Raw genomic sequence first — 26,669 nt, forward strand, 5'->3', positions numbered from 1 at the left:
AATCAAATAAATAATCACAATTTTATTCAATCATACTTAATCAAAAAAGGAGCCAATCATGGCGTCTATTATCAATCAAGAAATCCCAGAATTTTCAGCAGATGCATATGTAAACGGTGAATTCAAAACCATCACTTCAGAAGACGTAAAAGGTGACTGGGCGATTTTCCTATTTTACCCAGCTGACTTTACCTTTGTTTGCCCAACTGAACTTGAAGACATGGCAAACCATTATGAAGAGCTTAAAGGTTTGGGCGTAGAAGTGTATTCAGTATCGACTGACACTCATTTCACGCACAAAGCATGGCATGACTCTTCAGAGGCTATCGGTAAAGTGACCTATCCAATGATCGGTGATCCTACTGGTAAAATCACTCGTGGTTTTAACGTGATGATCGAAGAAGCAGGTTTGGCTGAGCGCGGTACTTTCTTAATCGATCCAGATGGTTTGATTCAAGTTGCTGAGATTCATGCTGGCGGTATCGGCCGTAGTGCAAAAGACATGCTACGTAAAGTAAAAGCAGCACAGTATGTTCGTGAAAACGACGGCGAAGTTTGCCCAGCAGCTTGGGAACAAGGTGGCGATACATTGAAGCCAAGTCTTGACCTAGTTGGTAAGATCTAAGTCGGCAAAATCTAAGTAGTTATCCAACTATTTAGCGAGAGGTGCGCTGTTTTTATGATTTTTTAATCTGAACCAGTGCTATAAATAAAGACCCCATCAGCATACGTTGATGGGGTCTTTTTATATTAATAGTTTAGATTTTTATTGTTGTTTGTCGATAATAGATGAACGATTATGCTTGAGATTGCGTTTTGTTTTTATCGATTATCTTATAAATCTCATCTTTAAGATGTAGCTTGCGCCGCTTCATTTGTTCGATTTCTTCATCGCGGCTGGCGTGTTTGACCACGTCATTTTCGAGCTTGTTGATTTGCCTATCCAGCGTGGTGTGTTCATCGAAGATACTCGCAAAGTGCGTATTTTTTTGTTTGAGCTCATCGATGATGTCGCTGTGGTCTTGCCATTTATCAGTCATGGTCATGTTGTCATCCTTGTTATTTAGCGTGTGCTTAACATAAGCAGTGACGCGTTGTGGTTAAGGCAGATTATGATTGTGAGACTTGTTGATTATAAAATTAAGATTTATAAAACTAGGGCGTGTCATCATTTAGATTGTGAGGCTTAAAATGAGGAAAATTGCAGCCAAACAAGGAAGGAATTGCCGTAAATATGAACATATTGACAAGATTTCTGACGATGTTTGACTAAATTTAGCCATTTTAAGACCACTAAATGTATCAATGTGCTAATTGATGACATTCCCTAGATGTAAGAAATTCTTAGCAGTAATTTTAGGGCGTCTCCTTAATCTGAATGAGTATGCTCAGATGAGATCAAAATGAAGATACGCCCTAATAAATGAAGCATTAAGCGTGAGATTGCGTTTTGTTTTTATCGATTATCTTATAAATCTCATCTTTAAGATGTAGCTTGCGCCGCTTCATTTGTTCTATTTCATCATCACAGCTGCTATGTTTTATTAAATCCTTCTCAAGATAATTGATCTTTTCATCAAGCTGAGTATGCTCGGCAAAAATACTCGCAAAATGACTGTCTTTTTGCTTAAGTTCAGCAATGATTTCTTTGTTATCTGTCCTTGTATCAGTCTTTCTCATCTGGTCATCCTTGTTATGAAGCGCAAGCTAACGATTAGCATCAGCGCATTGTCGTTAAGATCTATGATTGTGAGACTCGATTATTATTGAACCAAACCGCTATTACTCTCAATAGTGATAAGGCTTAATACAAGCAAAAATAGCCTTTAATAAGCATGCATAAAAGCCAGGTTTCCGCTAGAAAACAGGAATTATTCCTATTGCTCTTACTCGATTGTAGCGAAAAAACCCTGTTGATACTATGAGAATAATCTTCTTGTAAGTTTAAATTTAATTAAAAATGACAGTTAATGATTGGTTTTATAAAACATAAGATTTGGGTTTCTCAGCTTGCTCAAACTCATGAAACCTATGATAATAGGGACATCGAAAGGTACAAGCCTTATCCAAATAACACTTTAAACAATATTACTGACTCCAGATTTTCCATCTTTACACGTGCAACCACTTAGTTGTCGTTACATATTGAATAATAATGAGGAACAAACATGATAGATCAAAGTTTATTAGATGCTGTCAAAAGCTATAGCGAGAATATGACCCGTCCCATTACCTTTGTATTGGGTAGCGGTGAGCATGCAAAGCGCGCAGAGTTGATTGATTTTTTGACCAAAATTGCTGGTACGACTGACAAGATTAATTTTGATGTCGACGCTAATGACGACAGCTTATCGAGTCCCATTAGCTTTAAAGTCGTCAGCCATGCTGATGACGCGTTGACTGATACGGGTATCGTCTTTAGCGGTATTCCTGGTGGTCATGAGTTTACCTCGCTTATCTTGGCAATCTTGCAAGCGGGTGGTCATACGCTAAAACTAGACGAAGGCATTCAAAAGCTGATTAAGCGTTTTAATAAGCCACTACAGTTCCAGACTTACGTGTCGTTATCTTGCCACAGTTGCCCAGAAGTCGTGCAAGCGTTGAATCAATTTGCCTTATTGAATGACGGCATCAGCAATGAGATGATCGATGGCGCGTTATTCCAAGAGCAAGTAGAAGCAAATAACATCCAAGGCGTACCAGCGGTATTTTTAAATGGTAAACCTTTTGCTAATGGTTTGATTGATACGGCCAAGTTGATTACCAAGTTGCAAGAGCAGTTCCCTGACTTGTTGGCAGAGGGTAGTGCAGACGATGCTGAGCAATTAGAGCAGCAAGATGTCACTATTATCGGTGCAGGCCCTGCTGGCGTTGCCGCTGCTATCTATACCGCGCGTAAAGGCCTAAAAGTGACCATGGTCGCTGATCGTATCGGTGGGCAGGTCAAAGATACCCAAGATATCGAAAACTTGATTTCTGTACCATTGACGACAGGTACGCATCTATCAGCAGACTTTGTCAAACATTTAGGCGAATACAATATCACGCTGAAAGAACACGTCAGCGTCAAAGAAATTGGCGAGACTAAGGAAGAGAACTATAGTATTCACCTCAACACTGGTGAGACGTTTGAGACGCGTAGTATCATCCTAGCGACGGGTGCTCAGTGGCGTAAGCTTGGTGTACCGGGCGAAGAAGAAAACATTGGTAAAGGCGTGGCTTACTGTGCGCACTGTGATGGACCCTTCTTTAAAGGTAAAGAAATCTCTGTCATCGGTGGTGGTAACTCCGGTGTCGAAGCGGCGTTAGACCTTGCGGGTATCGTGCAGCATGTGACGGTGCTTGAGTTCGCTGATGATCTAAAAGCGGATCAGGTATTGATTAACAAAGCCAAAGAGAAGTCAAACATCGAGTTTATCACTGGGGCGGCGACCAAAGAGATTAAGGCTACTGATGGTAAAGTCAGCTCTATCGTCTTTGAAGATCGCAAAACAGGTGAAACCCATGAGCGTGATTTGTCCGGTGTCTTTGTACAGATTGGTTTAGTTCCTAATACTAGCTTTGTAAAAGGCTTCGTTGATTTAAACCGCTTTGGTGAAATTGAGATTGATGAGCGCTGCCGTACGGATCGCAAAGGTATCTTTGCTTGTGGTGACGTCACGACTGTGCCATTTAAGCAAATTAACATTGCGATGGGCGAAGGTTCGAAAGCTGCGTTATCGGCGTTTGAATACTTGGTCATGCAGTAACTTATTTTGCTTTAAAGTTAGTTTTAGAAGCCACCTCTTTTGAGGTGGTTTTTTTGTGGAAAATATTTTAGTGCTTGTAAAAATCTATGGATTAACTTATGTTTGGTAAAATTTTTACGAAAACCTTAAAAGTGAAAAAAATATATGACTATCAAAAGTAATACTTGGGTTAAAGGCTTAGTTTTCACATTTTTAATATTCAACGTGACCAATGTTTATGCAGGGCAAACTGTCAATGAAATTATCAAGGAATACTATCCTATCTACAATAAGGCTAAGCAGTGTCAAGGTATTATTGCACCCTCAGGGTCTTCTAATGGTTCAGCTGAAGAACTGGAGTTTACAGGTTATTGCATTGAAATCGACAGACAAAAAGTAATAGAAACTGCTAAAGGTAAGCGTTTGTATGTAATGGTGAAAGGTGACGCTAGTTTTAACAGGGATGGTGAAGCCTTGGAGTATACCGACACTCGCTTTGACAGTGGTTTGGTCGGTATGTTTGTTCTAAAGCCACAAGGTAGTAGCTGGCAAGTAGAATCAGCAAATCCTACCATTAACGCTGGAAGTTTTGGTTTCGGTCTTTCTAAATGGCGTTTACAGAAGTTCGGACCGAATGCGTGGGGGTTTTTAAATAAGCATAGCAACGTAATCCAAGGGTACTACAACGATTACCTAGTCATATTAATACCCGATGGAGGAGGTATCAAAGAGAGTTGGATAGGCATGGATCATAACAACGAAGACGTTGGGAAATGTGAAGAGGACATGTCAGAGTGCGATAATACCAGAACTACCTTTACTATCGATAGTCATAAAACCGTTAATGGGTTTTATCCTTTAGAAATAACACTCAATGGACTCGTGAAAGGCAAGAAATATAATAACGCTACTTATCCTATTAATTATCAAAAAGACAAAGGATACACGCCCTCTAAGGACTATCCACTACACTATAAGTATTAGACGATTGTATAAAAATATGACAGGATCTATGTGATAAACATATCAGCTGTCGAAAAATAACAGAATACGTAAGCCTCCAGGAAAAGACAAAACATGGCAAAATCTAAAATATCAACAATAATTTTCAGCACTGTTGGTGCGATTATGTTTATGAGCTTATCAAATGTTGCCTCAGCAAAAACCGTCAATGAAATTATCAAGGAATACTATCCTATCTATAATAAGGCTCAACAGTGCCAAGGTATTATAGCTAATAACGGTTCTAGAATTGATGAGGACGTTTACCTAAAAAGTGGCTACTGTATTAAGATTGATAGACAACTAGAGGTAAAAACCAAGCAAGGCAAACGTTTATATGTGGTAGTCATTGGAGAGGTATCATTTAATAAAGAAGGCGGAAATGATTCTGGATCTCATGCCGATACTGGACTAGTCGGTATGTTTGTTCTAAAGCCACAAGATTCAGGCTGGGAGGTGGAATACGCTAATCCAGTGATGAATGCAGGTGCTTCTGGTGGAGGACTAAAAGACTGGAAGCTGATACAAGTCGCCCCTGATATTTGGGGATTTATTAATATTCATAGTGATTCGCACGGTAGTATGTCGTTTTCTGAATACTTGTTACTAGCGCCAGACCATAAATCAGGTAAGATAATAAAAAGCCATATAGGGGGAAAGTCTACATTTTCTAACACACCAACAGCACCATCTGGCTGTAGTAAAGATAGAAAGGTAGAATATTGCACATTATTGAAAGCCAAGCTCAATATCGATAAAACGACGTTAATAAATGGTTTTTACCCGCTAGAGATTACGGTCAATGGTCATGAGTATAACTATAACGGTTCAGAAAAAAAGACCTATAACAATCAGGTCTATAAAATAAAATACGAGCCAAAAAAAGGGTATCAAGCGCCTAAGGAGTATCCACTACGATGATGTCATCTACAGCTAGTTAGGTGTTTCATTGAGAACTACCGTCTCATCATGATTCTTATTGATGGCATAGCAACTTACTATACATGGAGTTGTGCTAATGACCTAAAACGCCATTCAAAGATAAAATCTCACCTGCTTCATCTTCTTTGATGACGCGTGTCTCTTTTAACGCTGAATCGATCCAAGCTTGTAGATGAGGATTGTTTAACATCGTTTCACAATACTGTTTGGTCGTTGGTTTTAATACTATGTTAGAGGCATCAGTATAAGTCTGCAAGCGTAGCACTACTGGCGCAAAAAAAGCATCGGCAGCCGTAAATTGACCAAATAGATAACTGTTTTTTGAGCGATTTTTTAAACAATCCGCAAAAATCTCTTCGACACGAGCAATGTCAGTCAGGCAAGCAGCGCTGGGTTGTATCCTTGCTGTAGCTCGGATATTCATCGGCATGTCACTACGAATGCCCATCAGCCCTGAATGCATTTCGGCGACGATACTTTGGCAGTAGGCGCTATTTATTCTGTTGCTATTATCAATATTGGACTTATTCAGTCCTATCCAAATATCCAAGTTTGTCAAATAATCATTGGCGTGAATGGCAATCGCTAAAGTATCCCATACCATAACTCTTTCATCATTCTCGCCATAGACTAAAACGGGTACTTTACCTGTTGGCGCATGCTCATCGAGAATCGGTGTCGCTGAGGGATGAAACAGCTCAATCACTTGCTCCTCAAAATCAATATTAAAGGCTTTGAGTAATAGCCAAGCTCGTAATGACCAAGAGGAATAGTTTTTATTGCCGATGATGAGAAGTGGTTTTTGCATCATAAAATCCTATCAAATTATATAAATAAAATTTGATTATGTACCCAATGCTGAAAATTGACCAGTCTATAGTTTAGTAATCCCAATAAAAAATGCCCATCCAAAATTTGGACGGGCGTTTTTAAAACAGCGGTAATTGTATTTAGATCAATATCAATCGTCTAACAAATCCATGCGCTTAGCGGCTTCATAGATACCGGTTGAGCGATTACCAGTACGGCAAAATATCAAGACGGGTTGCTCGGCTTGATTAAAAAAGTCAGCAAACTCCTCGACGTGGTTTTGATTGAGCTCGCTACCAGCGAATGAGACTTCTTTATAAGCAAGTCCTGCTTCCTTGGCAGCTGCTTCAATCTCAGCACTGGTCGGTTGTCCCAGTTCTTCGCCATCAGGACGATTATTGATAATGGTTTTGAAGCCGTTTTCGGCAAGCATAGGGACTTGATCAGGGGTAATTTGTCCCGTAATACTGATTTCGTGGCTCATAGGAGCTCCTTTTATTGTTTATATGAAAGAGTAAAATGTTTGTTATAAAAATACAGCATATAAGGGTAGGCTTATTGCAGTCATTTCTAAAGAGACCGTATGTAAGCGTTATAGTCGTTTTATAGCAGACCTTGCATCAATGCGCTTTGATACAGCAGTTTGGCACGTGCACCCGTACCACAAAACATCAATATGGGTTTTGGCATCGCGTGATAAAAGGCGGCAAACTGTTCTACAGTCAGCATACTCAGGCGCTCATCATCAAAGGGCAGATGGTGATAAGTCAAATTCGCTTTTGCCGTTGCATTAATAAAGTCGCAGCTGTTGGGCTGAGTGTCGACCTCGGCATCAGGGCGTATATTGAGCACTGAGCGATAACCCAGTTCCGCAATCTTGATGCATTGGCTCGGATAAATTTGCTTATAAATCGTTAAATCATTGGTCATAAAAGGGGTCGTTTGCGTTTATTAAGGAATGTAAAAAACAATAAGGCGTCAATTTGACGTTTAGAGGCTGTTTTATGTCGTTTTGGCTTGGTTTAGCTTGGCTTAGCTTAGCTTAGCTTGTTGAGATTCAATTTAGTTATACAACAAGCTAGCATACTATACGCTCTATCATAACGATATTTTGTTGCAGACATCAATAGTGATTGTATGGTTGACGCAAATATTAGGGGATGTTCAATACGGCTTGAGTATTCAGCTTCAGTATTTAAATTAAATGTTCAACTTAAATATTCAAATTTGCTTTAGTTCATTGACGGCGTCCATGGTACTAAGATACACCTGTCCTGATAGCTCAGTGATCAGTGGTGTGTGCTCGATGATATCCATAACTGGGCCTTTGATAAAGCTAAAGTGTAAATGCTTGTCTTGTAGGGCAAGCTCTTGATTCAAGGTGCTGAGCATTTCTTGCGCAGTCAGATCAATGTGGTTGACAGCAGACATAATAAGAACCAGCTCATGCGCTTCTGGATACTGTTGTAAAGCATTTAAAATACGCCGATGTACCGATTCGCTATTACCAAAGAACAGACTCTCATCGATACGTAGCATCAATAAATTATGAAAAGTGACAACATCGTGACGATTGATATTGCGAAAGTGGCCCGTGCCAGCCAATTGACCAACGATGGCGACATGAGGTTGGCTCGACTGCCAGATGAGACTGGCAAATGACACCATGAGACCGATGACAAGGCCAGTATTTAGCCCAAATATCAGTACCCCAGTAAACGCGGCGATAAAGCTTGCCCCATCTAAGCGATCTCGTTGCCAAGCGGACTTTAAGGTGGCAATATCGATTAAACCAATGATGGATGCCATGATGGTTGCGCCAAGTAAGGCATAGGGTAGCGGGGCAAGCGCATTGCTAAATGCTATCAGCGCTAAAACCATGACCAGTACCGTCATGAGACTGGCAAGTGGCGTCTTGGCACCTGAGTCGACGTTGATAGCCGTCCGTGAAAACCCGCCTGCCACGGCAAAGCTCTGAAAAAGTCCGCCGGAAATATTGGCGAGTCCAAGCCCCGTTAGTTCACGATTGGCATCAAACTTCTCACCGCGTAGCCGCGCATAAGTACTGGCGACGGAACTGCTGGAGACAAAGATAATAAGCGCCATGAGTCCTGCGGTTGGTAAGAGTTTAAGTGCTTCTTGGATATCTGGTAGATGGGGCAGGGTAAAACTCGGTAGCCCTTGCGGAATACTACCGATAGTGGCGACGCCACGCGCATCCCAATGCAGTGCCATACTGAGTAAAATGGCAATTCCCAGTAAAATAAGCGGAAACAAGCGCTCCGCCCATTTGGCAGAGGAAGAAGACAGCCACGTTCGCCACACCCATTTGCTACCGTAGCGATTCGTGAATAAGAGAGCAAAGGCGATCACGCCAATCAGTAAGGTCAGCAGGTGTAGCTGGCGCGCATATAACTGCATGGTCGATAGATAGCTAATTAGGCTACTACCTGCTATCGGAATATCCGTTAAGTATTTTAGCTGACTGACGAAGATAAGAACCGCCGCGCCGCTCACAAACCCTGCCGATACGCCGCGGCTGATAAACTGCATAATCCAGCCAAGCTTGAGCCATCCTGCGATCCAAAGCAGCGACCCTACCATCAGTGCCAATAAACTTGCCATTAGGGCATATTGTTCCGGGCCCCGATCAGCGTAAGGCAACAAACTACTGGCAGTCATAATAGCGGTGATGGCAACCGGTCCGACTGCTTGCACATTGCTAGAGCCGAGCCAAGCGTAAACGATGACAGGCAAAATCGCTGCGTATAGACCGTAGACGGGTGGTAAGCCTGCAAGTACGGCGTAGCCAAGACTCTGCGGTATCACCAGTACGCCCACCACCAGTCCAGCGATGACGTCAGTCGGCAAGGCAGCCAGCTGATACTGACGCAGCCAAATGGGAATGAGGCGAGCGGCGATAGAGGTCATATCAATACATCATCACAATAAATAAAGTTAAAAACAGCTAAGAACTCAATAACCAGTTAGGCATCTGTTTTGGCACAAAAGCGCTCATACAGTAAACGTAGCACCGCCAAAGCGTCGTCGCTGGCGATACTATAATAGATTTGCTTGCCGTCGCGCCGTGTCGTGACCAGCTCATCCTTGCGCAAGATACCTAACTGCTGTGATAGGCTCGGCTGCCCAACACCGACCAAACCCTCAAGCTCACTGACGCAATACTCGCCTTGTGTCAGCTGACAAAGGAGGAGCAAGCGATCAGGATGTGAGAGCGACTTTAATAATTGGCTGGCTTGCATAGACGCTTTTTGCATTTGTTTGGCAAGATCTATCGGCGCAAAGTCTGCGTTACTATCTGACGCAGACTCGATAGTACGGTCAGTAGAGCTAGCCAATGCTGAGGTGGAAGTTGTCAGAGTGAGCTCCTTATATAAAACCGCGATAGAGGTCGTGCGGCTTGTATAAAAGTAATGTATGATTACCGTTAATTATCAATGATATCGCAATCCATAGCAAGTTATCATTATTTACATTATATAAATTGATAAATTGTATGACGGTTGCTATATTGGTATTAACGTTACGAAAGCATATTAGGACAGGTTTAAAACCTGAAGGCTAATGTCGACATTGTTCTTGATGTTGCCGTCAGCGTTAAGATTAACGGCAACTATTTATAACCATTTTCAAGATGTGTTCGTTTACGTATTAAACATTGTATATGACCACCCATTATACTGAAAGAATGGGTGGAAGATTGACATCATCCTATAAAAACAGAGAGGCGGCCATGCAAGTTCATTCGTTCTTACATAGCGACACCGAGACTTATACCCATGTACTCGCAGACGTTCAGCAGCAGCTGTGCGCCATTATCGATCCGGTATTGGACTTTGACTCAAAGTCAGGACGTACGAGCACCAAGAGCGTAGACGAGGTCATTGAGTTTGTACGTGAGCACGGTTGGCAACTGCTGTATGTCATCGAAACCCATGCGCATGCCGATCATCTCTCAGCGGCTATCCATGTTAAAGAAAATCTCGGCGGAGAATTGGTCATCGGTCAGCATATTACCGAAGTACAAAAAATATTTAAGCAAATTTTTAACTTTGATACTAGCTTTCGCACCGATGCCAGCCAATTCGATATTTTGACCGACGAAGGCGACACGTTAGCGCTTGGCGATATTACGATCACAGCCATGTATGTGCCCGGTCACACACGGGCGGATATGGCTTATCTGGCGGCTGACAAAGAAAAAACAGTGGTCTTCGTTGGCGATACCTTGTTCGCGCCTGACGTCGGTACAGCACGCTGCGACTTTCCCGGTGGCGATGCCAAAATGCTCTATCATTCTATTCAAAAGCTACTCGCGCTCGATGATAATACAGTCATCTATCTGTGTCATGACTACCCAGGCCAAGGACGCAAGCACTGTCCAACCACTACAGTAGCGGCGCAGAAGCTAGGAAATATTCATGTGAAAGATGGTATCAATGAGGCAGAGTTTGTGCAGATGCGTGAGCGCCGCGATTCGACTCTTGAGATGCCGCGTCTGATTATCCCGTCTGTCCAAGTTAATATCGATGCCGGACACTTTCCTGCACCGGAAGACAATGGCACGCGTTATTTGAAAGTACCGATCAATGTCCTTGGTGGATAAGCTAAATAGTGCTGCAATAAGTGATATTATCTGTGTCGATCCAGCGGTTCAGATGCAACCAACTTGGGCAAATAGCTTATAGATGAAAATGCCAAAGTTGAATTTTTAAGACAATAAAACCATCAAAATAATTAGAATAGGAGATATACAATGAGTGAGCAAAACTCGCACGTGGTATGCCCACATTGCCAAGCCACCAATCGCGTACCCGCTGCCAAGTTGGCGGCTGCTCCAAACTGCGGTAAGTGTGGTCAGCCATTATTGACCGCTAGCCCGCATGAGCTAAACGGACAAAGTATTAATAAAGTTATTCAAAAAAATGAGCTATTGACTGTCGTAGACTTTTGGGCGAGCTGGTGTCAGCCTTGTATTATGATGGCACCGGAGTTCAAAGCCGCTGCTGGTCAGCTGCCGCAAGTAGTGTTTGCCAAAATCCAAACGGATAAATATGAGCAGGCGGCAGCGCCCTATAATATCCGTAGTCTACCGACGATGGTGGCCTTCAAAAACGGTAAAGAAGTGGCGCGTCAATCAGGGGCGCTTCCTAGCAATCAAATTGTCCAGTGGATAAGAAGCCTAAATTCTTAAGCATTGCTTGAGTTTTTACTCATAATGATTGGACACAAAAAAGCCAATACGCTATCAATGTATTGGCTTTTTTAATGCTGAAACAGTGGTATCTGCATACTATCAAAACGATAGCGAATAAGCATCAAGTGATTTTATTCACCATAAATCTTAACACCATTGACGAAGCTACAACGCTGAATACGGGCCGATTGGACAATCGCATCACGCTCACCATAAAGCCGTGATAGTTTGGCATCGCGGGCTTTGGTATTGTTGCTTTTGCCCACACCAAAGCTGATATTCGGTGAGATGCCCCAGCGTCCTGCTGAAACTCCAACACCGACGCCTGACGCGGATAAGGTTGATTGCTCATTACGCGCGGCATCAACGTAACGATTGACGCGGGTGTACTCTTGGCTCAGTGCTTGGCAGTCATAGCTCTGATACGTACTTGGCGGCACATATTGCGGCGTGATATTACCAGTAGAGGCGCAGCCTGAGAGAGCCAACATACCGGCTGATGCCAAGAGTGTCGCTATAGTAAGGTTTTTCATAATGGCTCCATAGGGCTAAGTAATGATAGGTGCAGTTGCTAAACTTTTAAGTCAAATAATCGTAATTGCTTTGCTAGGGCGTGTCTTCAATTTATCGATAGTCATCTAAATGGGCTAAATCTTGCCAAACATCGTCAAATAGCTGGTTAATATCTCGATATTATCTACGCTGTTTTTCTTGTTTGACGGCAATTTATCTCATTTTTATCACCATTTTTGCAATGAAGACACGCCCTAATAATTATTAGCTTGCAAATGACTCTTTTTAATAAGCAGCATGCCTTAAACAAGCATGCAAGGCATTATATTTATTTAAGATAGCAAAAATAACGGGATTAAGATATTAAAAATATACGCCCTAGTAGCCGTTTATCTTGCAATCCCGCCATCACTTTATTCAAGCTCAGTCAGATATAGAGTGGCGATTAAAATAAATTATCAGGTTTGCTAAAGGCCAGTAATACAATGCCGATATAAGCCACGGCAGCGATAAGAATGCCTATTTTGGTTTGCCCCGGTGTCGCGTGAGGATGAAAAGCTTTGATACTGGCGCTAATAGCCGCTACGAGTAGGATTATTTTGGCAAATACCCATTGTACTGGCGCATTGGCATTCATCAGTTGCATCAGCATCACGGTGCCTGACACGATGAGCAACGCATAGAGGACATGGGTGGCCATTTTGAACACGCGTGGCGCTCGTCGATTGGCGCTTAATGCCAGATAGCTTTGGTATAAAAATAGCACAATCACCAATACTGCCATGAGCATATGTAAATGTTTCATCGAGTGTCATTTCCTTTAACGGGGCAATTTGCAAGTTTGTAAAAAAGCACGCGATGTCAGCTGTTTAAGTGGCAAGCACATCGTGAGCAACATGTTTCTAATAATTGTTATTTAACTTAAAAATTGGCTACAGCTTACCTAGCTTTTATTTTGTCCGGCACATAGCGGGCTATCAGGACTTTGACCTTGCCATTCGGTTGGCGTATAAGCATGAATCGCCAAGGCATGTACTTGACCACCCTGTGAGGTCAATAAGGCGTTAACCAAGCCATATATGAGCTGATGACGCGCGACCAAACGTTTGCCTTCAAAGGCATCGCTCACAATAGTCAGTTTAAAATGGCTTTCTTTACCCTCGAAATAACCTGCATGATTCATCGATTCATTGATTAATTCGATATGCTGCGGTTGTAAGCCCTGTAGCTCCTGATGGAGCGCGTCGGCAGTCGGTGAGTGGGTACTCATAAGAATCCTTTATTTTGTGAAGCTTAGCAGTCTTTGAAGCAATATTTGAGACCGTATGATGACCATTATAGCAGACGCTGATAACTGTACAGAAAGCTATTAGACGGACCATAACACAGCCAATCGCTTTAAACTAATGCCGCCATTAAGTTGTCAGTCAAAAACCTAAAAAAGCAGAGTACAACCCATGGGCTGTACTCTGCTTTTGGTAAGCTATCAACCTCTATATAAGACATTGACAGCTGATAACTGACAGCCGATAACTACTAGCCAAAATAGCTATTAACGACGTGACTTTTGGTACAGTGGCATCACTTTAGGCATCAATGCTTGCAGTTGGCTAATGCGATTGCTACTGTTTGGGTGAGTGCTTAAGAATTGTGGTGGCTCGCCTTGACTGGCGCGCTGCATTTTTTGCCACAAGCTGATAGCTGCTTGCGGATTGTAGCCTGCACGTGCCATTAGCTCAAGACCGATTTGATCCGCTTCCGCTTCTTGGGTACGACTGTGTGGACGACTCAAACCTAAATCCCCAGCGACGTTTGCTAGCTCAGCCTGACCTTGTGATAGCCCAAAGATACTCGCTGCGACGCCGATACCCGTCTGAGTAGCATACTCGCGTGACAGACGCTCACGTGAGTGCTCACGCAGGGCATGAGACATCTCATGACCCATAATCGCGGCAATCTCATCATCCGTCAGGTTTAGACGATCGATAATACCTGAGTAAAACATGATTTTACCGCCCGGCATGACAAAGGCGTTCAGCTCATTGGATTTAATGGTATGTACTTCCCATTTCCAATTAGCCGCATCAGGACGATATACACCCACTTGACCGATCAGACGGTTAGAGATGCTTTTTAAGCGATTGAGCTGCGCTTTATTGGTATCGAGCACGCCGCGCTTACTGGCCTCTTGCAAGTTTTTATTATAGCTTTGCGCTGATAGTTGCTGTACTTGTTCACTAGAGACCAAAAGTAGCTGTTGACGATCAACGCCGACAGCACCAGTAGTGGTAGTGCTGGTACAGCCAGTCAAAGTAAGTGCCGACAATGACGCGGCCATCACGGTGGTGGTAAGTATTTTTTTCATAATAAACATCCTCGCTGTAAATGATAAAAAGTAAAGTTAAACAAAGTTAGTAGTAGCGGAGTAGTCCGGTAACAGCAGAGCGGATAGAAGGGCGGTTTATTATTAAAGTTTTACTACCGTCTACCAATCTACTTGATCAGTGAAATTTTACCCGAATGACAATAAGCCATAAGTATAATAATGTTAACAACCTAAAACCAAGGCAGAAAAAGTAACAATACAGCGTATGATTGTAAGTGGCAGTAATAAAGCGGTATTGATCAAATGAAATAGGTATCGACAAGAATGACGTCACTTTTATTCATTTTTCATCCTTTCATCTTTTTTCGTAAGACTATATAACAGCGGGTTGATAATGACTTGTTAATAGTCAGATTCATGGCAGATAAAAAAACAAAGAGAAATAGTGGTTATTTTGCTATTATTTTATTAAATAATTTTAACAGTTCTGATGGCTGGATTGATTGTAAAATCAAACGTTTATGATAAGCGTGCATACAAATACAACCAAAAAACGCTGAGACTGGATAGAAATGTGAAAAAAGTGATTGACACACACAGAATATTTGCTAAAATAGCCAGCCTATCGAGACGTAGTAGTTAACAAGTTGTTAGCAACATTACGCTTTGATATTAAGCGGGAATAGCTCAGTGGTAGAGCATAACCTTGCCAAGGTTGGGGTCGAGAGTTCGAATCTCTTTTCCCGCTCCAAATATGGCTCGTTTAGAGCACTAAAGCCTCACTTCACAGTGAGGCTTTTTTTATGGGTAAAATTTGAGAGTGCTGTTAGGAGATGTTGAGCACTAAAGTTATTCCAGACCCTAATATCGATACATCACGCACTACTGATTGTTTTTTCATAAAAAAAGCCGAGCAATTCGCTCAGCTTATCTTTAGAATCCAAACCTCAAACTGCTTACTTTTTCATAGACCATGCTACAGTTTTATTGCCGATCCAATTGACCCAACTGACGGGGAAAAAGCGTAACTGCAGTCTAATTAAATTTGCCATGACACCTGGCACCACGAGGAACTCCCGTTTTTCTACGCCTTTTAGCATGGATTTGACCGCATCTTCAATTTTGAGCTCGCCTGCCAGCTTTTTCATACCGACGCCAGCTTCTGCCATGACACCGACTTCGGCTTGCGTGAGTGGTGTGTCTATCGGCGGCGGCGCAAAAACGGTGATGTCGATACCGAGTGGTTTCCATTCAAAGCTGATTGACTGCATCATGCCCCAGATAGCAAATTTGGAGGCGCTGTAAGAGCTGTAACCATAGCTGCCAGTGAACGATGCCATCGAGGCAGTCACCATTACTTGCTTGCCACGTGATAAGAACGGACGTATCGCTGCTAAGACGTTGCGCGTGCCAAATAGATTGATAGTCATGACACGCTCAAATTGCTCTTGACTCATGTCATCAAACGTCCAAGGACCTGTGATGCCCACGAAATGCATCAAGATATCTGGCGCTAGCGTGTCGGCGGCAGTGGCCATTTGCTTGGTAGTCATCTCTGCATCAGTGACATCGAGCTTATAAGTTGCAATCGAGGCATCGTTTTTATTCATGGCTTGCAAGGCGGACACCGCCTTATCAAGCGACTGTACGTCGAACAATACTAGATTTGAACCTTGCTTGATTAGCTGCTTGGCGGTCTCAAAGCCGATGCCTGAAGCGGCACCAGTGATATAGACCGTTTTGTTTGTGAAGTAACCCATTAAGCGCTTTCCTTCTGTAATGAATTACTTCTTAAAGCCTCTGCCTGTAAGGTGCCGAACTTGGCTTCACCAATCAAATGGCTGACTTTATGACCGGGGATAAGCCAATAGGGAGTTGCTTCACTGCTTGAGGCACAGTTAGGAAAGTCGGGGTTTTTCGACGGACCCGCAATGGTTTTTTCGACGACCATAGAGATATATTGCTCATTACTGCCTTCTAAGGTGTTACCGTTTAAGATGACTTCCATACCAGTGCTTTTAGCATAATCACGGATAGCATTGACCTTTGAGTTCATAGGTGCATAAGCGTCTGCGCCGACGCCGTTTTCTGAAGTCACGTGTATGCCGTCTGGTACGCGCGCGACCAATGAATGGTTGCCTTCGGTATGACCGGGAGTATGCACTAGCGCCAAGCCTTCGCCCAGCTGAATGCTGCCAGTAAACTTAATGACTTTGGCAGGATCAACGCCGTCGATACCATTAGGGCAATACCACTCCGCCTGCACGGGCAGTAGGGCTGTGGCGCTAAGCCATTCTTTTTCGTGTACCAATAGCTTGGCATTGGGAAAGTAAGCGGGTCGGTCGTATCAGCCGTCGTGCCTAGCCATTGACGGACGTCTTGAGTATGCAAGTGATCGTAGCTGATGTAGTCAATATCTTCTGGGGCGAGACCCACTTCTGCTAGTGCCTGTGTGACGTCACGAGTGATGGGGGCGACCATGTTTTCGAGCGGTGACCAATTCGGCATCTTATTCGTTAGGCGTTTAAAAAAAGGCGTCTCACGGTCAGCATCGATGTCAGATGGCGAAAATAGCAAGGTCTTTAATTCGCCCAAAAAGTTACGGAACTGCACGATGAACAGACGATTGAGGATGTGAAGGTAGGGGAATTTATAAGTGCTCTGCGTATAGACGCCACTGTAGGCGTACCAAGTGGGATAGGGGACTCTAACCATGTCCGCACTTTGGTAAAACTGAACGCAGGGCTCATCGATAAAGCGCTCTCTAAATGCCAGTGCTTGCTTGCGGGCGATGTTGAGGCGCTCTTGTGGTAATGGACTTTGACGAATATCATCAAACTCCTGAATGGCTTTCATGCCGAGTGATGTTAAATCCATGTTGCATTTCCTTATGACTGATGGATAGATTTCTGAAGATTATAGTAGCAACATTATTTTGTTCTTGATAGCAGTATTTAGAATACTGCTAGGTTTACCAAGTTTTATCAAGTAGGTTAATAAGGCATATTAAATAGTTCTATTGAGCGTATCAAAATTCATCCCAATAAGGGTTATCACCAAAACGTTCTGCAATAAATTCAATTAGATAGCGGCAGCGCTGTGATAAAAAGCGGTTCTTTGGGTAAACGGCATAGGCATGGAGTGCGGGTAATTTATATTGCTTGAGAATAGGTACTAGCTCACCTTTGGCCAATCTTTTATAAGCGATAAAAGTTGGGATAAAAACGATGCCGTGGCCTTTTACCGCCAAATCAACTAAGAACTCACCATTAGTCGCTTTGATCTTGGCATTAATAGTATGGTTATGTTTTTTTCCTGTCGCATCAGTCAGCTCGAGATTGCTGGTTTTACTAAGACCATACTGCAAAAACTCATGTTCTTGTAGCTCTTCTAGTGTCTCAGGCATACCCATCTTTTCTAAATACTCAGGGCTTGCGCAGAGTGCATAACGAATCAGCGCCATCCGCTTTGCTTGATAACTGGAGTCTTGTAGCTCCCTAATACGAATGGCCAACTCATATCCTTCTTCAATCAAGTCAACGTGTCGATCAGAAAAGTCTAATTCAAAGTTCAGGTTAGGATGCTGGTCGGCGTATTCTGCGATGACATCATTTAAGTGCATCAGTCCAAATGACAAGGGCGCGGTCATTTTTAGCGTGCCTTCAATACGCGTGGGGGCACCACTGGTTTGCTCATTGAGCGCATCCACCTCACTCAAGATATTGTTCACTTGCTGATAATATTGCTCACCAGCCTGCGTTAAGTTGGATTGGCGCGTGGTTCGGCTGATTAATTGGCTACCCAAACGTGTTTCCAAATCCTTTAAACGACGGCTGACGGCAGACTTGGCAATGTTTAGCTGTTCTGCAGCTTTAGTGATACTACCTGCTTCGACGATGCGTACAAACATCGCCATATCCTCTAGCTGTCCCATTATTGATGCCTCACAATTGTTATCAAAATCAGAACTCATATTTGTGATTATTGCCGTTTATCTAGGTTCAGTCAATATATACAATGGCGCTATTACTTAGTCAAACACTAACAAACACTTTACTGGAGAATACTTATGAACAATTTACAGAATCTTAGCGCACCAATTGGTCGCCTATTTTTATCGATGATTTTTATCTTTTCAGGCTTTGGCAAAATCTCAGGTTATGCAGCGACGCAAGGTTATATGGATTCGATGGGTGTGCCTGGTATGCTATTACCGCTAGTCATTGCGCTTGAATTGCTAGGTGGTATCGCTATTCTAATCGGCTTTAAAACTCGTTTGTTTGCTGTCTTAATTGCAGGTTTCAGTATTTTATCAGCGTTTATGTTCCACCAATTTTGGTTGGATGAGTCACAAATGAACCCATTCATGAAAAACATTGCGATGGCTGGTGGTTTCCTAATGATATTTGCTCATGGTCCGGGGGCTTATTCAATTGATAATAGCCATACTCGCAAAACCTCAGTATAGTCATTGAAATTTCATCACAAAAAGGAGTCGCTATGAGCGCAGCAACGACCATTGCCTTAGTCATCGGTAGTTTGCGAGAAGAGTCGATTAACCGCAAGTTTGCAGAATATATTGTGTCGCAGTTACCAGAAAGTGTCACGGTAAATGAAGTCAATATTGCAGACTTGCCCCTTTATAATCAAGACTATGATGGCACAACGATTGAAAGCTATGAGCGGGTGCGTCAGCAAATTAAAGATGCTGATGCCGTGTTGATGGTGACACCCGAGCACAACCGTACGATGCCAGCAGCGCTGAAAAATGTGATAGATATCGGTTCACGTCCGTATGGTAGTAGCGTCTGGACTGACAAAAAAGTCGCTGTGGTCACGGCTTCTCCAGGTACTTATGGTGGTAGAAGTAGTGGCCTTGATGTGCGCAAGAGTATGCAGATGCTATCCGCAAAAATGATGATTAGCCCTGAAGTTTACTTGAGTCATGCTACTGACAGCCTTGATGAAGGTGGTGTCAGCAGTGAGCGCACGCAGAAGTTTTTGCAAAAATTTGCTAGTGAGCTGGCCAAATTTGCAGAAAACAGCGGTGTCTAATTCAGTACCTGACATCAGCGCCTCTAAGCATAGCGCGCACGGCAATAATCAACCAGCGCCGTTAAGTTTTTGGCAGCGTTATCAAGCGCCTGTTTTATTAACGCTGGTTGGCGGTGCTATTGATACGATTGGTTTTATCACCTTGTTCGGCTTTTTTACGGCCCATGTCACAGGTAACTTGGTGATGGCTGGTAGTGGATTGGTCAACGGTGAAGATGGACTTTGGATCAAGCTTGCAGCTTTACCGTTGTTTATTTTGACGGTGATGGTAACCAAGATATTTATCGATAAAAGTCATAAACCACAGTTGATGTTGAGCCATTTGTTTTTGGCAGAGGCGCTTTTCTTAACTGCATTTATGGTAGCCGGTCTATATTTCCAGCCTTTTACAGATGCTGGTGATATCACGGTTGCCATAACTGGCGGTTTAGGCTTGATTGCTTTGGCCATTCGCAATACAGCCAGTAAAACAGTGATCAAACATATGAGTCCGACGGTATTGATGACCGGCAACACCACACAGCTTGGTATCAATCTGACGGATTATTTGCGTAATCGAACGCCTGACAATGCTAAAAAATTGGTTAATAGCTCAGCGTTGGTATTGAGCTTTTTGCTGGGGGCGCTAGTGGGCGCGCTGTTATATCTCAAGTTGAGCTTTTGGGCCGTTGGCTTGTTCGTGCTACCAGTATTATATTTATCGGTTATGGCACGTGATAAAGACTTTTTAAGTCATATTGGTTAAGTGTTTTTACGCTATTAACAGTCGATCGCTGTTGGACTAACTGTTTTGAAGCCTATACCGTGCTAGCAGTATTGAAACTGTAAAAACAAAAAACGCCTTATCTAGCAGATAGGGCGTTTTTTGTTTTCAAGTTATAGTCAGTGAAAAGCAATATCGATATATCAGCAATACCGTCGCGCTTTTAAGATATTTTAACTATATATGGATTTCAGCATAGTAAACACTTAAGGCGTTGCGTTATGGAACACAGAGTTGTCTTGGTACTCTGGATGTTTATCAATATAAGCTTTTACATAAGGACAAGTTGGTTTGACTCGTAGGTGCTTAGCCGCGGCATCGTCTAGGATAGTCTTGACTAAATAGCCTGCAATACCACGTCCGCCAAGCGCTTCTGGCACTTCAGTATGTTTATAATCAATGCCTTTTTCGCCTTGACTGGTAGTAAAAAACTCATAGTCTTCAAAGGCGATATGACCATCCACGTCAATTTCAAAACGTTGTTGTTCAGTGTTATCGACCACTTCATAATCCAATGGTTGCTTGGTTGACATACTTAAACTCCTTTGTATAGTAACGCTTACTTTTTTAGTGCTTTATTAATGTTTTTGATTATCACTATTCAACAGACCCTAACGTTTCTGAGTCGATCTCAATCATAGTAACAGTTAAAAATACTGTCTCTGTTATGATTATATTACCTTATCTAAACCGCTTTATTGTTCTCTGAATTAGAATAGTCATTTGCGATTATCTTGGTTTATCTATCCTTAGACAACAATTATAATAGCTCCATTGTTTAAATACATTCACTAATAATAAATTTATAAACCTATTGATAACCAAGGATAACTTATGAAAACTATCTATCATGCAGCAGATTCTCGTGGCGACGCTAACCACGGTTGGTTAAAAAGCCGTCACACCTTTAGCTTCGCTAACTATCACAATCCAGAACGTATGGGCTTTGGTGCCTTGCGTGTGATTAACGATGACTTCGTTATCGGTGGTCAAGGCTTTGGCAAACACTCACACCGCGATATGGAAATTATCAGTATTCCATTGTCTGGCAAGCTTGGTCATGGTGACAACATCGGCAACAATGGCATCATTGAAACAGGTGAAATCCAAGTGATGTCGGCCGGTACTGGTATCACTCATAGTGAGATGAATGGCGATGACAAAGAAGACGTAAAATTCTTACAAATTTGGGTTATCCCAAACAAAATGAATGTTGAGCCTCGTTATCAGCAAGTACGCATGGATGAAATCATGCAGCCTAATGAGTTTAATCAAGTGCTATCACCAAATGCTGACGATGCGGGTGTCTGGATTCATCAGAATGCTTGGTTCAGCATGGGTGACTTTGATAAAAACGTGACGCAGACTTATGAGCTAAAAGACCCAAACAATGGCGTTTATATCTTTGTCATTAGCGGTAAAGTCGTCGTAAATGACAACACTTTGAATACTCGTGATGGTCTCGGTATCTGGGATACTAAGAACTTCACAATGGACGTCATCGATGACGCTAAAGTCCTATTGATGGAAGTACCTATGTAATTTTAGGCAACTTAGGTGGTTTCAGGTCGCCCTGAGTCTAGCTAAAAAAAACTAACAAGATAGTTATCGGAGTCGGTAGCTATCTGTTAATAAAGTCTAAAAGCCAGATGCTAGCAGCGAACATCTAATAGTCAGAACTGAGAGACAAATGCATCCCCTATCACATAATAAGAGGTGACTCATGACAATTAAAAAGTTTGAACCACGCATTGCTGATGTCGGTGGTATACCGATTGCGCGCTTATTGCCGAACAGAGGCAAAAAGCCTATCGGTGCTTGGTGCTTTTTGGATCATGCTGGCCCTGCTGAATTTGGTGAAGACGAGTCAGGCATGCAAGTCGGCAGACATCCGCATACCAATTTGCAGACCTTTAGTTGGATGATTGAGGGCGAGGTTTTACATAAAGACAGCTTGGGTAACGAGCAAGTCATCTCCAAAAACCAAGTCAATGTCATGACCGCAGGTACAGGTCTCAATCAAGGTATCAGCCACACCGAGCAGAGCGTGTTTCCTGACACTGGTGGCTCAGCAGATGCCGCCCGTGGCATCAGCATGGTACAGTTGTGGATTGCGCTACCGACAGATCAGCAAATCGAGCGCAACTTCCATCATTATCCAGAGCTGCCAATGTGGAGCGAAGATAATGTTGATATGATTCTCACCACGGGTAGTTATACTAGCGTAACTGGCAAGCACTATGAAGCGCCTACCATACAGTATTCAAAATTGATCGGTATCGACGTCAACTTCACGCAAGATGGTGACGTGACGCTCAACTTAGAGCCAGACTTTGAATACGGTATCTTAGTCTTAGAAGGCGAGATTGAGTCTGAGGGCAACGTGTGCGAACAAAATCAATTGTTCCGCTTCCATGATACCGATGTGGCTAGCAACAGTCGTATTAAGCTGATCGCAAAAAAAGGCACACGCCTAATGTTTATTGGCGGTGAGCCTTTAAACAACCAAGTGCTACTGTGGTGGAACTTTGTTGCTGACAATAAGCAAGAGCTTGAGCAATCGATCATTGACTGGAATAATGGTCATGAGCGCTTTGGTGAGGTCGATTCTGATATGAAACGTCTACCGGCACCAGAACTACCAGAAGGTTTTAAAGGTTGAATTATGTAATAAAACTTATTTAATATTGACAACTATTAATTTTTTTTACAAAAAAGGAATAGGGATTTAATCCGTTGTTTCTTATAATAAAGCAGATTGGATTGGGGTATGATTGTTCACTAGCGCTCGTTAATGTGAATGCGACAATGTTAGTAAGTAATCACACCCATCTAACCTTTATCCTATTGGTCTCAATCAATTTATATAAATATCATGGAGAATGACTATGTCAGATTTACAGAAATTACATGAACTTGCTGAAAAGCGTCGTTCTATCTATGCGTTAAACGATCAACTGCCCGTCGAAAAAGAAGAAGTGGTTAAATTGGTTGAGCATGCTATTTTACATACGCCCTCATCATTTAACTCACAATCAACGCGTATCGTTGTGTTGTTCGGTGACGATCATCAAAAACTTTGGGATATAACCGAAGCTGCTCTACGTGATATCGTGAGTGAGGAACAAGATTTTGCCCCAACCAAGCAAAAAATCGGTGGTTTTAAAGCTGGTGCAGGTACGATTTTGTTCTTTGAAGATCAAACATCGGTGAGAAATTTACAAGAAGCCGCGCCATTGTATGCTGATAAATTCCCTGTATGGGCCGAGCATACCAATGCCATGCATCAGTATGTGATATGGACAGCACTTGCTAGCATCGATGTTGGTGCTAACTTGCAGCATTATAATCCAGTCATCGATAATAAAGTAGCGAGCACTTGGAACATTAATGACCATTGGGATCTGACCGCACAAATGGTCTTCGGTGGCATCGAGCAGTCAGCAGGCGACAAAGAATTCATGCCTGTTGAAGCGCGTATGAAAGTATTTGGTTAAGCCATTGTATTTAGCTAAAATGTAGATAAATAAGAATAAAAAAGCGCCGCCCAACCATCCGTTGAGCGGCGCTTTTTTTTATAAAAACTATCAATGAGCTGTTCTAGTTAGTAGCTGCTTATAAATGATTGATAACGACTATAGTCAGTGAAAAGTAAGATTGATATATCAGTAATACCATCGAGTTTTTAGGATGTTTTAACTATAACGAGTGTCTAGTCATGCGGGCTTGTACTGATAGTAATCCGCTTAGTAAGCCACTATTTACGTCGCATGAGACTGTTAGCGACCCACGCTGGACCAATTAATAAAAACTGTAAATCTTCAAAAAACGAAGGTTTTTTGCCTTCGATTTTATGGCCGATAAACTGGCCAATCCATGCAACGATAAAAATAGCTGCCCAAACTTTAAAGCCTAAAGGTAATAGCGTCATCACTGATAAGCAAATAAGAATAAATATACCCATTGCCAAAAATAAAGGCGTCGAGAGTTGCATATAAAACAGTAGTACTAAGGCGCTAAGCACCAAAGTAAACCAAACTGATAATGACATGCCCATTCCTAACAGACTGACGAAAATAGTCGGGACACAGAGCCAATGGATTTTTTTGTTCACTAGATTTTGATGACTGACAGAATACTCGCTCAGCCATTGCTCAAGGGTACGTTTAGACATCTTTTTTTGATGAGTGCGAGACATACTAACCTCCGTGTTAGTAAATGGATGACTGGTAGTCGTTCAATGAATGAATCTAACGACGACTACCAGTTGTAGCACTAATTTGCACAATCTGCCATTTTATCTGGTAAACCGCACAGTTAAACTGCTTATATTATCGAGTGTAAGATAATCCATTTTATGCTAATAGTGTTGCTCGCTGCGATACCATTCATAAAGACCAACGAAAGAGTTGACTTGGTAGATGATGGTTTGAATGGCAAAGATATAGTTGCCTGACATGAGGTTCACAATCAGCCAAACAAAATTAACGATAATCCATAGCCACCAGCTAAAAGAATAACGCAGAATCATTGCGGCTTGTGCAGTAATAGACAATACAAAAGCAATGACATTAATCCAAAAGAAGGAGATAAAGCCTAAGAATAGACTGTTATCATCTTCTACGACTGCATATCCGTAACTAGCCAGTAAATCATTGACGGTGGGGAAGAGTACCAAGCCGATAACAATAACTGCTGCGGTAATTAACCAAACCGCTTTGCTAGCAGATTTTGGTATCATATCGCCATCAGGGTCAGTGTGCTTTGACCAATAAAAGATACCGTATACATGGGTAAAGAAGTTAAATAATGGTGCTAACATTAGGCCGACTGCCCCCGAAGTGGCTTGTACCACGACCTCGCCAGCAGTTGCGCCCATCCCAAAGCCATTGCCCATGACGTTTTTTCGGAATGACAGTGATACCACACAGATCAAACCAATAAATGAGACCGCTAAATAAAACCAATCAAGAGTGCTATGTTCGGTAGTGAGCCAAAACCCTGCTGATAAGGCAATAACACCGCAAATAAACCACGTTATGATCCATTGTAGCGCCCATTTCCCAGTAATATTGTCTAATAGCTGAATGCGCATAACTGTTTTTTCCTAAAATAAATATGGCTATCAACAAGGTGCTGATAAAAGACGCTAGGGCACGCCCTAACAGCCGCAATGTTATTATAAATTCATGAATTTTGGGTATATTTTATTACTCTATGGTTTTTTACCATAAATATGCTGATCGATATATAGCAATGCTTGCTGGTAGCGCGCATCGTAATCAGGCTGATCAACCATGTACGGCTTAATATCATGACGGGCAAAAATATCGACGAGGCGCTGCTCAAAGCGTCCACGCGCCTCAGGCGTGCCTAATGAGCGCATGCCATCGTCCACCCACGGCGTATTATTATCTAGCATAATCGTATGATCTAAACGAAACTCATCGATACAGGCAGCGACAAAAGGATGGCGGCGACCTTCGTACTCTTCACAAAATGCTTGAGTGGTCACAAAGTCGGTATCGACGATGGTGACAGGGGCCGTGGCCTCAGCCGCTGCTTCTCGTATTGCCTGCGCATGGTTGAGGGCAATAGGGCCATAATCGCTATACTGTAGCCCAATCTCGCTGCCGCCCAAATCTGTACCGACATACAGCCTTCCCATCTCAAGCGCAAAGCTGGCACCATAATAATTGGCCAACTTATGCACCAGTGTGGTCTTACCTGAGCTTTCGCCACCAACGATAGCAACGGTCTTGGTATAGTCGCCGCGTGCTTGTGGATGAAGCGCTGACCAGTACGCCACAGGATTACGAGCGATAGCAAAAGAGTCAAACTCAGGCTGTAATGAGGTAGTGACTACTTGCATCTGCAGTTGCTCTTGGATGCCGCTTTGCGCCAATGGATGGTTATCCGCCACGAATAATACCGTCTTTTCCGGTAGTGCTAATGCCTCTGCCAAACGTTGCAACTTGGCATTACTAACAGCGACATCAATATGAACATCAGCGACATGCTCGTGCAGTGGTAGCTCAATTTGATCAGTGGTATGAATATGAATAAATGCTAAGTCAGCGCAGGCCATCTGTAGCCAACGCGCTTTGTCCTGTAAGGTAATGGTAAAGTCTGGATGCGGTGATGGATGCGCCATGATGACGATATGCAAGGTCTTCGCTTGTCCTGCTGCTTCCAATATACTGCGCATCTGCCCCAAGTGTAGAGGCTCAAAATGCCCAATCATTAAACCCGTCTCGTACATAGCTGTCCTTATATATGTCTTATTTTGATTTTGTTATATTTTACTGCTTA

General features: G+C 42.7%; 31 protein-coding genes and 1 tRNA gene. 13 read left to right on the forward strand and 19 right to left on the reverse strand.

Features of this window, described 5'->3' with window-relative positions:
* The first annotated feature begins 58 nt into the window (after positions 1-58).
* Positions 59-625, forward strand: coding sequence for an alkyl hydroperoxide reductase subunit C (gene ahpC, locus AAEY79_RS05610; RefSeq protein ID WP_025652351.1), 567 nt, complete (start codon positions 59-61; stop codon positions 623-625).
* A gap of 172 nt (positions 626-797) precedes the next feature.
* Here ahpC and AAEY79_RS05615 read toward each other — a convergent pair whose 3' ends face one another.
* Positions 798-1,046 (reverse strand): YdcH family protein, encoded by a 249-nt coding sequence (locus AAEY79_RS05615; protein WP_201565502.1) that lies wholly within the window; start codon positions 1,044-1,046, stop codon positions 798-800.
* 385 nt (positions 1,047-1,431) lie between these two features.
* Positions 1,432-1,680 (reverse strand): YdcH family protein, encoded by a 249-nt coding sequence (locus AAEY79_RS05620; protein WP_025652353.1) that lies wholly within the window; start codon positions 1,678-1,680, stop codon positions 1,432-1,434.
* Positions 1,681-2,168: 488 nt separating this feature from the next.
* Between AAEY79_RS05620 and ahpF the strand changes: the two genes are divergently transcribed.
* The 3 genes from ahpF (at position 2,169) to AAEY79_RS05635 (ending at position 5,651) form a co-directional block, all read left to right on the forward strand.
* A complete protein-coding gene (gene ahpF / locus AAEY79_RS05625; RefSeq protein ID WP_352287580.1) occupies positions 2,169-3,749 on the forward strand; it encodes an alkyl hydroperoxide reductase subunit F in 1,581 nt (526 codons plus the stop codon).
* 144 nt (positions 3,750-3,893) lie between these two features.
* A complete protein-coding gene (locus AAEY79_RS05630; protein ID WP_173238795.1) occupies positions 3,894-4,712 on the forward strand; it encodes a hypothetical protein in 819 nt (272 codons plus the stop codon).
* 93 nt (positions 4,713-4,805) lie between these two features.
* Entirely contained in the window at positions 4,806-5,651 is an 846-nt protein-coding gene (locus tag AAEY79_RS05635; RefSeq protein WP_101212289.1) for a hypothetical protein, read from the forward strand.
* 94 nt (positions 5,652-5,745) lie between these two features.
* Here the strand turns inward: AAEY79_RS05635 and AAEY79_RS05640 are convergent, their stop codons facing one another.
* The 5 genes from AAEY79_RS05640 to AAEY79_RS05660 form a co-directional block, all read right to left on the reverse strand.
* Positions 5,746-6,480: a glutathione S-transferase family protein gene (locus AAEY79_RS05640; protein ID WP_352287585.1), complete on the reverse strand. Its 735-nt coding sequence runs from the start codon at positions 6,478-6,480 to the stop codon at positions 5,746-5,748.
* 153 nt (positions 6,481-6,633) lie between these two features.
* Complete coding sequence (locus tag AAEY79_RS05645; RefSeq protein WP_350587904.1) at positions 6,634-6,966, reverse strand: TIGR01244 family sulfur transferase; 333 nt, start codon at positions 6,964-6,966, stop codon at positions 6,634-6,636.
* Between the two features lie 119 nt (positions 6,967-7,085).
* Positions 7,086-7,412 carry a beta-lactamase hydrolase domain-containing protein gene (locus tag AAEY79_RS05650; protein WP_025652359.1) on the reverse strand — a complete coding sequence of 109 codons (327 nt, stop codon included), beginning with the start codon at positions 7,410-7,412 and terminating at the stop codon, positions 7,086-7,088.
* A 291-nt stretch (positions 7,413-7,703) separates the two neighbouring features.
* A complete protein-coding gene (locus tag AAEY79_RS05655; protein WP_101212295.1) occupies positions 7,704-9,413 on the reverse strand; it encodes a SulP family inorganic anion transporter in 1,710 nt (569 codons plus the stop codon).
* A 56-nt stretch (positions 9,414-9,469) separates the two neighbouring features.
* Entirely contained in the window at positions 9,470-9,841 is a 372-nt protein-coding gene (locus tag AAEY79_RS05660) for a metalloregulator ArsR/SmtB family transcription factor (protein WP_307783250.1), read from the reverse strand.
* Between the two features lie 395 nt (positions 9,842-10,236).
* Between AAEY79_RS05660 and AAEY79_RS05665 the strand changes: the two genes are divergently transcribed.
* On the forward strand, positions 10,237-11,109 hold the full coding sequence (locus AAEY79_RS05665; protein ID WP_025652362.1) for an MBL fold metallo-hydrolase: 873 nt from the start codon (positions 10,237-10,239) through the stop codon (positions 11,107-11,109).
* Positions 11,110-11,259: 150 nt separating this feature from the next.
* A complete protein-coding gene (trxA, locus tag AAEY79_RS05670) occupies positions 11,260-11,697 on the forward strand; it encodes a thioredoxin (RefSeq protein WP_173238799.1) in 438 nt (145 codons plus the stop codon).
* Positions 11,698-11,831: 134 nt separating this feature from the next.
* Here the strand turns inward: trxA and AAEY79_RS05675 are convergent, their stop codons facing one another.
* The 4 genes from AAEY79_RS05675 to AAEY79_RS05690 form a co-directional block, all read right to left on the reverse strand.
* A complete protein-coding gene (locus AAEY79_RS05675) occupies positions 11,832-12,233 on the reverse strand; it encodes a hypothetical protein (protein WP_025652365.1) in 402 nt (133 codons plus the stop codon).
* A 425-nt stretch (positions 12,234-12,658) separates the two neighbouring features.
* Positions 12,659-13,018, reverse strand: coding sequence for a SirB2 family protein (locus AAEY79_RS05680; RefSeq protein ID WP_201565496.1), 360 nt, complete (start codon positions 13,016-13,018; stop codon positions 12,659-12,661).
* 138 nt (positions 13,019-13,156) lie between these two features.
* Positions 13,157-13,483: a BolA family transcriptional regulator gene (locus AAEY79_RS05685; protein WP_025652367.1), complete on the reverse strand. Its 327-nt coding sequence runs from the start codon at positions 13,481-13,483 to the stop codon at positions 13,157-13,159.
* Between the two features lie 282 nt (positions 13,484-13,765).
* Positions 13,766-14,578: a M48 family metallopeptidase gene (locus AAEY79_RS05690; protein WP_025652368.1), complete on the reverse strand. Its 813-nt coding sequence runs from the start codon at positions 14,576-14,578 to the stop codon at positions 13,766-13,768.
* Between the two features lie 637 nt (positions 14,579-15,215).
* On the opposite strand from AAEY79_RS05690, the gene AAEY79_RS05695 reads away from it, so the two are divergent.
* A tRNA-Gly gene (locus AAEY79_RS05695) sits at positions 15,216-15,290 on the forward strand.
* Between the two features lie 205 nt (positions 15,291-15,495).
* Here AAEY79_RS05695 and AAEY79_RS05700 read toward each other — a convergent pair.
* From AAEY79_RS05700 to AAEY79_RS05715, 4 genes are all read right to left on the reverse strand, one after another.
* On the reverse strand, positions 15,496-16,299 hold the full coding sequence (locus tag AAEY79_RS05700) for an SDR family NAD(P)-dependent oxidoreductase (RefSeq protein ID WP_173238801.1): 804 nt from the start codon (positions 16,297-16,299) through the stop codon (positions 15,496-15,498).
* Positions 16,299-16,703: a hypothetical protein gene (locus tag AAEY79_RS05705; RefSeq protein WP_350587902.1), complete on the reverse strand. Its 405-nt coding sequence runs from the start codon at positions 16,701-16,703 to the stop codon at positions 16,299-16,301. The genes AAEY79_RS05700 and AAEY79_RS05705 overlap by 1 nt, the downstream gene beginning before the upstream one ends.
* The gene (locus AAEY79_RS05710; protein ID WP_350587901.1) at positions 16,703-17,416 is read right to left on the reverse strand and encodes a hypothetical protein; all 714 of its coding nucleotides are present in this window, start codon (positions 17,414-17,416) and stop codon (positions 16,703-16,705) included. The genes AAEY79_RS05705 and AAEY79_RS05710 overlap by 1 nt, the downstream gene beginning before the upstream one ends.
* A gap of 151 nt (positions 17,417-17,567) precedes the next feature.
* A complete protein-coding gene (locus AAEY79_RS05715; RefSeq protein WP_101212305.1) occupies positions 17,568-18,473 on the reverse strand; it encodes a LysR family transcriptional regulator in 906 nt (301 codons plus the stop codon).
* 135 nt (positions 18,474-18,608) lie between these two features.
* Between AAEY79_RS05715 and AAEY79_RS05720 the strand changes: the two genes are divergently transcribed.
* From AAEY79_RS05720 to AAEY79_RS05730, 3 genes are read left to right on the forward strand one after another with little or no spacing between them, the layout of a single operon-like run.
* Positions 18,609-19,007 (forward strand): DoxX family protein, encoded by a 399-nt coding sequence (locus tag AAEY79_RS05720; protein ID WP_350587900.1) that lies wholly within the window; start codon positions 18,609-18,611, stop codon positions 19,005-19,007.
* 32 nt (positions 19,008-19,039) lie between these two features.
* On the forward strand, positions 19,040-19,594 hold the full coding sequence (locus tag AAEY79_RS05725) for an NADPH-dependent FMN reductase (RefSeq protein WP_201576939.1): 555 nt from the start codon (positions 19,040-19,042) through the stop codon (positions 19,592-19,594).
* 13 nt (positions 19,595-19,607) lie between these two features.
* Positions 19,608-20,339, forward strand: coding sequence for a YoaK family protein (locus AAEY79_RS05730; protein ID WP_025652374.1), 732 nt, complete (start codon positions 19,608-19,610; stop codon positions 20,337-20,339).
* Positions 20,340-20,563: 224 nt separating this feature from the next.
* Here AAEY79_RS05730 and AAEY79_RS05735 read toward each other — a convergent pair whose 3' ends face one another.
* Complete coding sequence (locus AAEY79_RS05735; RefSeq protein WP_025652375.1) at positions 20,564-20,890, reverse strand: GNAT family N-acetyltransferase; 327 nt, start codon at positions 20,888-20,890, stop codon at positions 20,564-20,566.
* Between the two features lie 301 nt (positions 20,891-21,191).
* Here AAEY79_RS05735 and AAEY79_RS05740 point away from each other — a divergent pair, with 301 nt between their 5' ends.
* The 3 genes from AAEY79_RS05740 to AAEY79_RS05750 all read left to right on the forward strand — a co-directional run bounded on the left by AAEY79_RS05740 (position 21,192) and on the right by AAEY79_RS05750 (position 23,854).
* Positions 21,192-21,899 carry a pirin family protein gene (locus tag AAEY79_RS05740; protein WP_101212313.1) on the forward strand — a complete coding sequence of 236 codons (708 nt, stop codon included), beginning with the start codon at positions 21,192-21,194 and terminating at the stop codon, positions 21,897-21,899.
* 181 nt (positions 21,900-22,080) lie between these two features.
* Positions 22,081-23,019 (forward strand): pirin family protein, encoded by a 939-nt coding sequence (locus tag AAEY79_RS05745; protein WP_352287594.1) that lies wholly within the window; start codon positions 22,081-22,083, stop codon positions 23,017-23,019.
* 226 nt (positions 23,020-23,245) lie between these two features.
* Complete coding sequence (locus AAEY79_RS05750; RefSeq protein ID WP_352287597.1) at positions 23,246-23,854, forward strand: nitroreductase family protein; 609 nt, start codon at positions 23,246-23,248, stop codon at positions 23,852-23,854.
* Positions 23,855-24,114: 260 nt separating this feature from the next.
* Here the strand turns inward: AAEY79_RS05750 and AAEY79_RS05755 are convergent, their stop codons facing one another.
* The 3 genes from AAEY79_RS05755 to nadR all read right to left on the reverse strand — a co-directional run bounded on the left by AAEY79_RS05755 (position 24,115) and on the right by nadR (position 26,619).
* On the reverse strand, positions 24,115-24,555 hold the full coding sequence (locus AAEY79_RS05755) for an Mpo1-like protein (RefSeq protein ID WP_352287600.1): 441 nt from the start codon (positions 24,553-24,555) through the stop codon (positions 24,115-24,117).
* A 162-nt stretch (positions 24,556-24,717) separates the two neighbouring features.
* The gene (gene pnuC / locus AAEY79_RS05760) at positions 24,718-25,452 is read right to left on the reverse strand and encodes a nicotinamide riboside transporter PnuC (RefSeq protein ID WP_352287602.1); all 735 of its coding nucleotides are present in this window, start codon (positions 25,450-25,452) and stop codon (positions 24,718-24,720) included.
* Positions 25,453-25,572: 120 nt separating this feature from the next.
* Positions 25,573-26,619, reverse strand: coding sequence for a multifunctional transcriptional regulator/nicotinamide-nucleotide adenylyltransferase/ribosylnicotinamide kinase NadR (gene nadR / locus AAEY79_RS05765; protein ID WP_352287605.1), 1,047 nt, complete (start codon positions 26,617-26,619; stop codon positions 25,573-25,575).
* Between the last annotated feature and the right edge of the window lie 50 nt (positions 26,620-26,669).

The sequence above is a fragment of the Psychrobacter sp. GW64-MNA-CIBAN-0177 genome (assembly GCF_040309585.1).
GTDB lineage: Bacteria > Pseudomonadota > Gammaproteobacteria > Pseudomonadales > Moraxellaceae > Psychrobacter > Psychrobacter okhotskensis.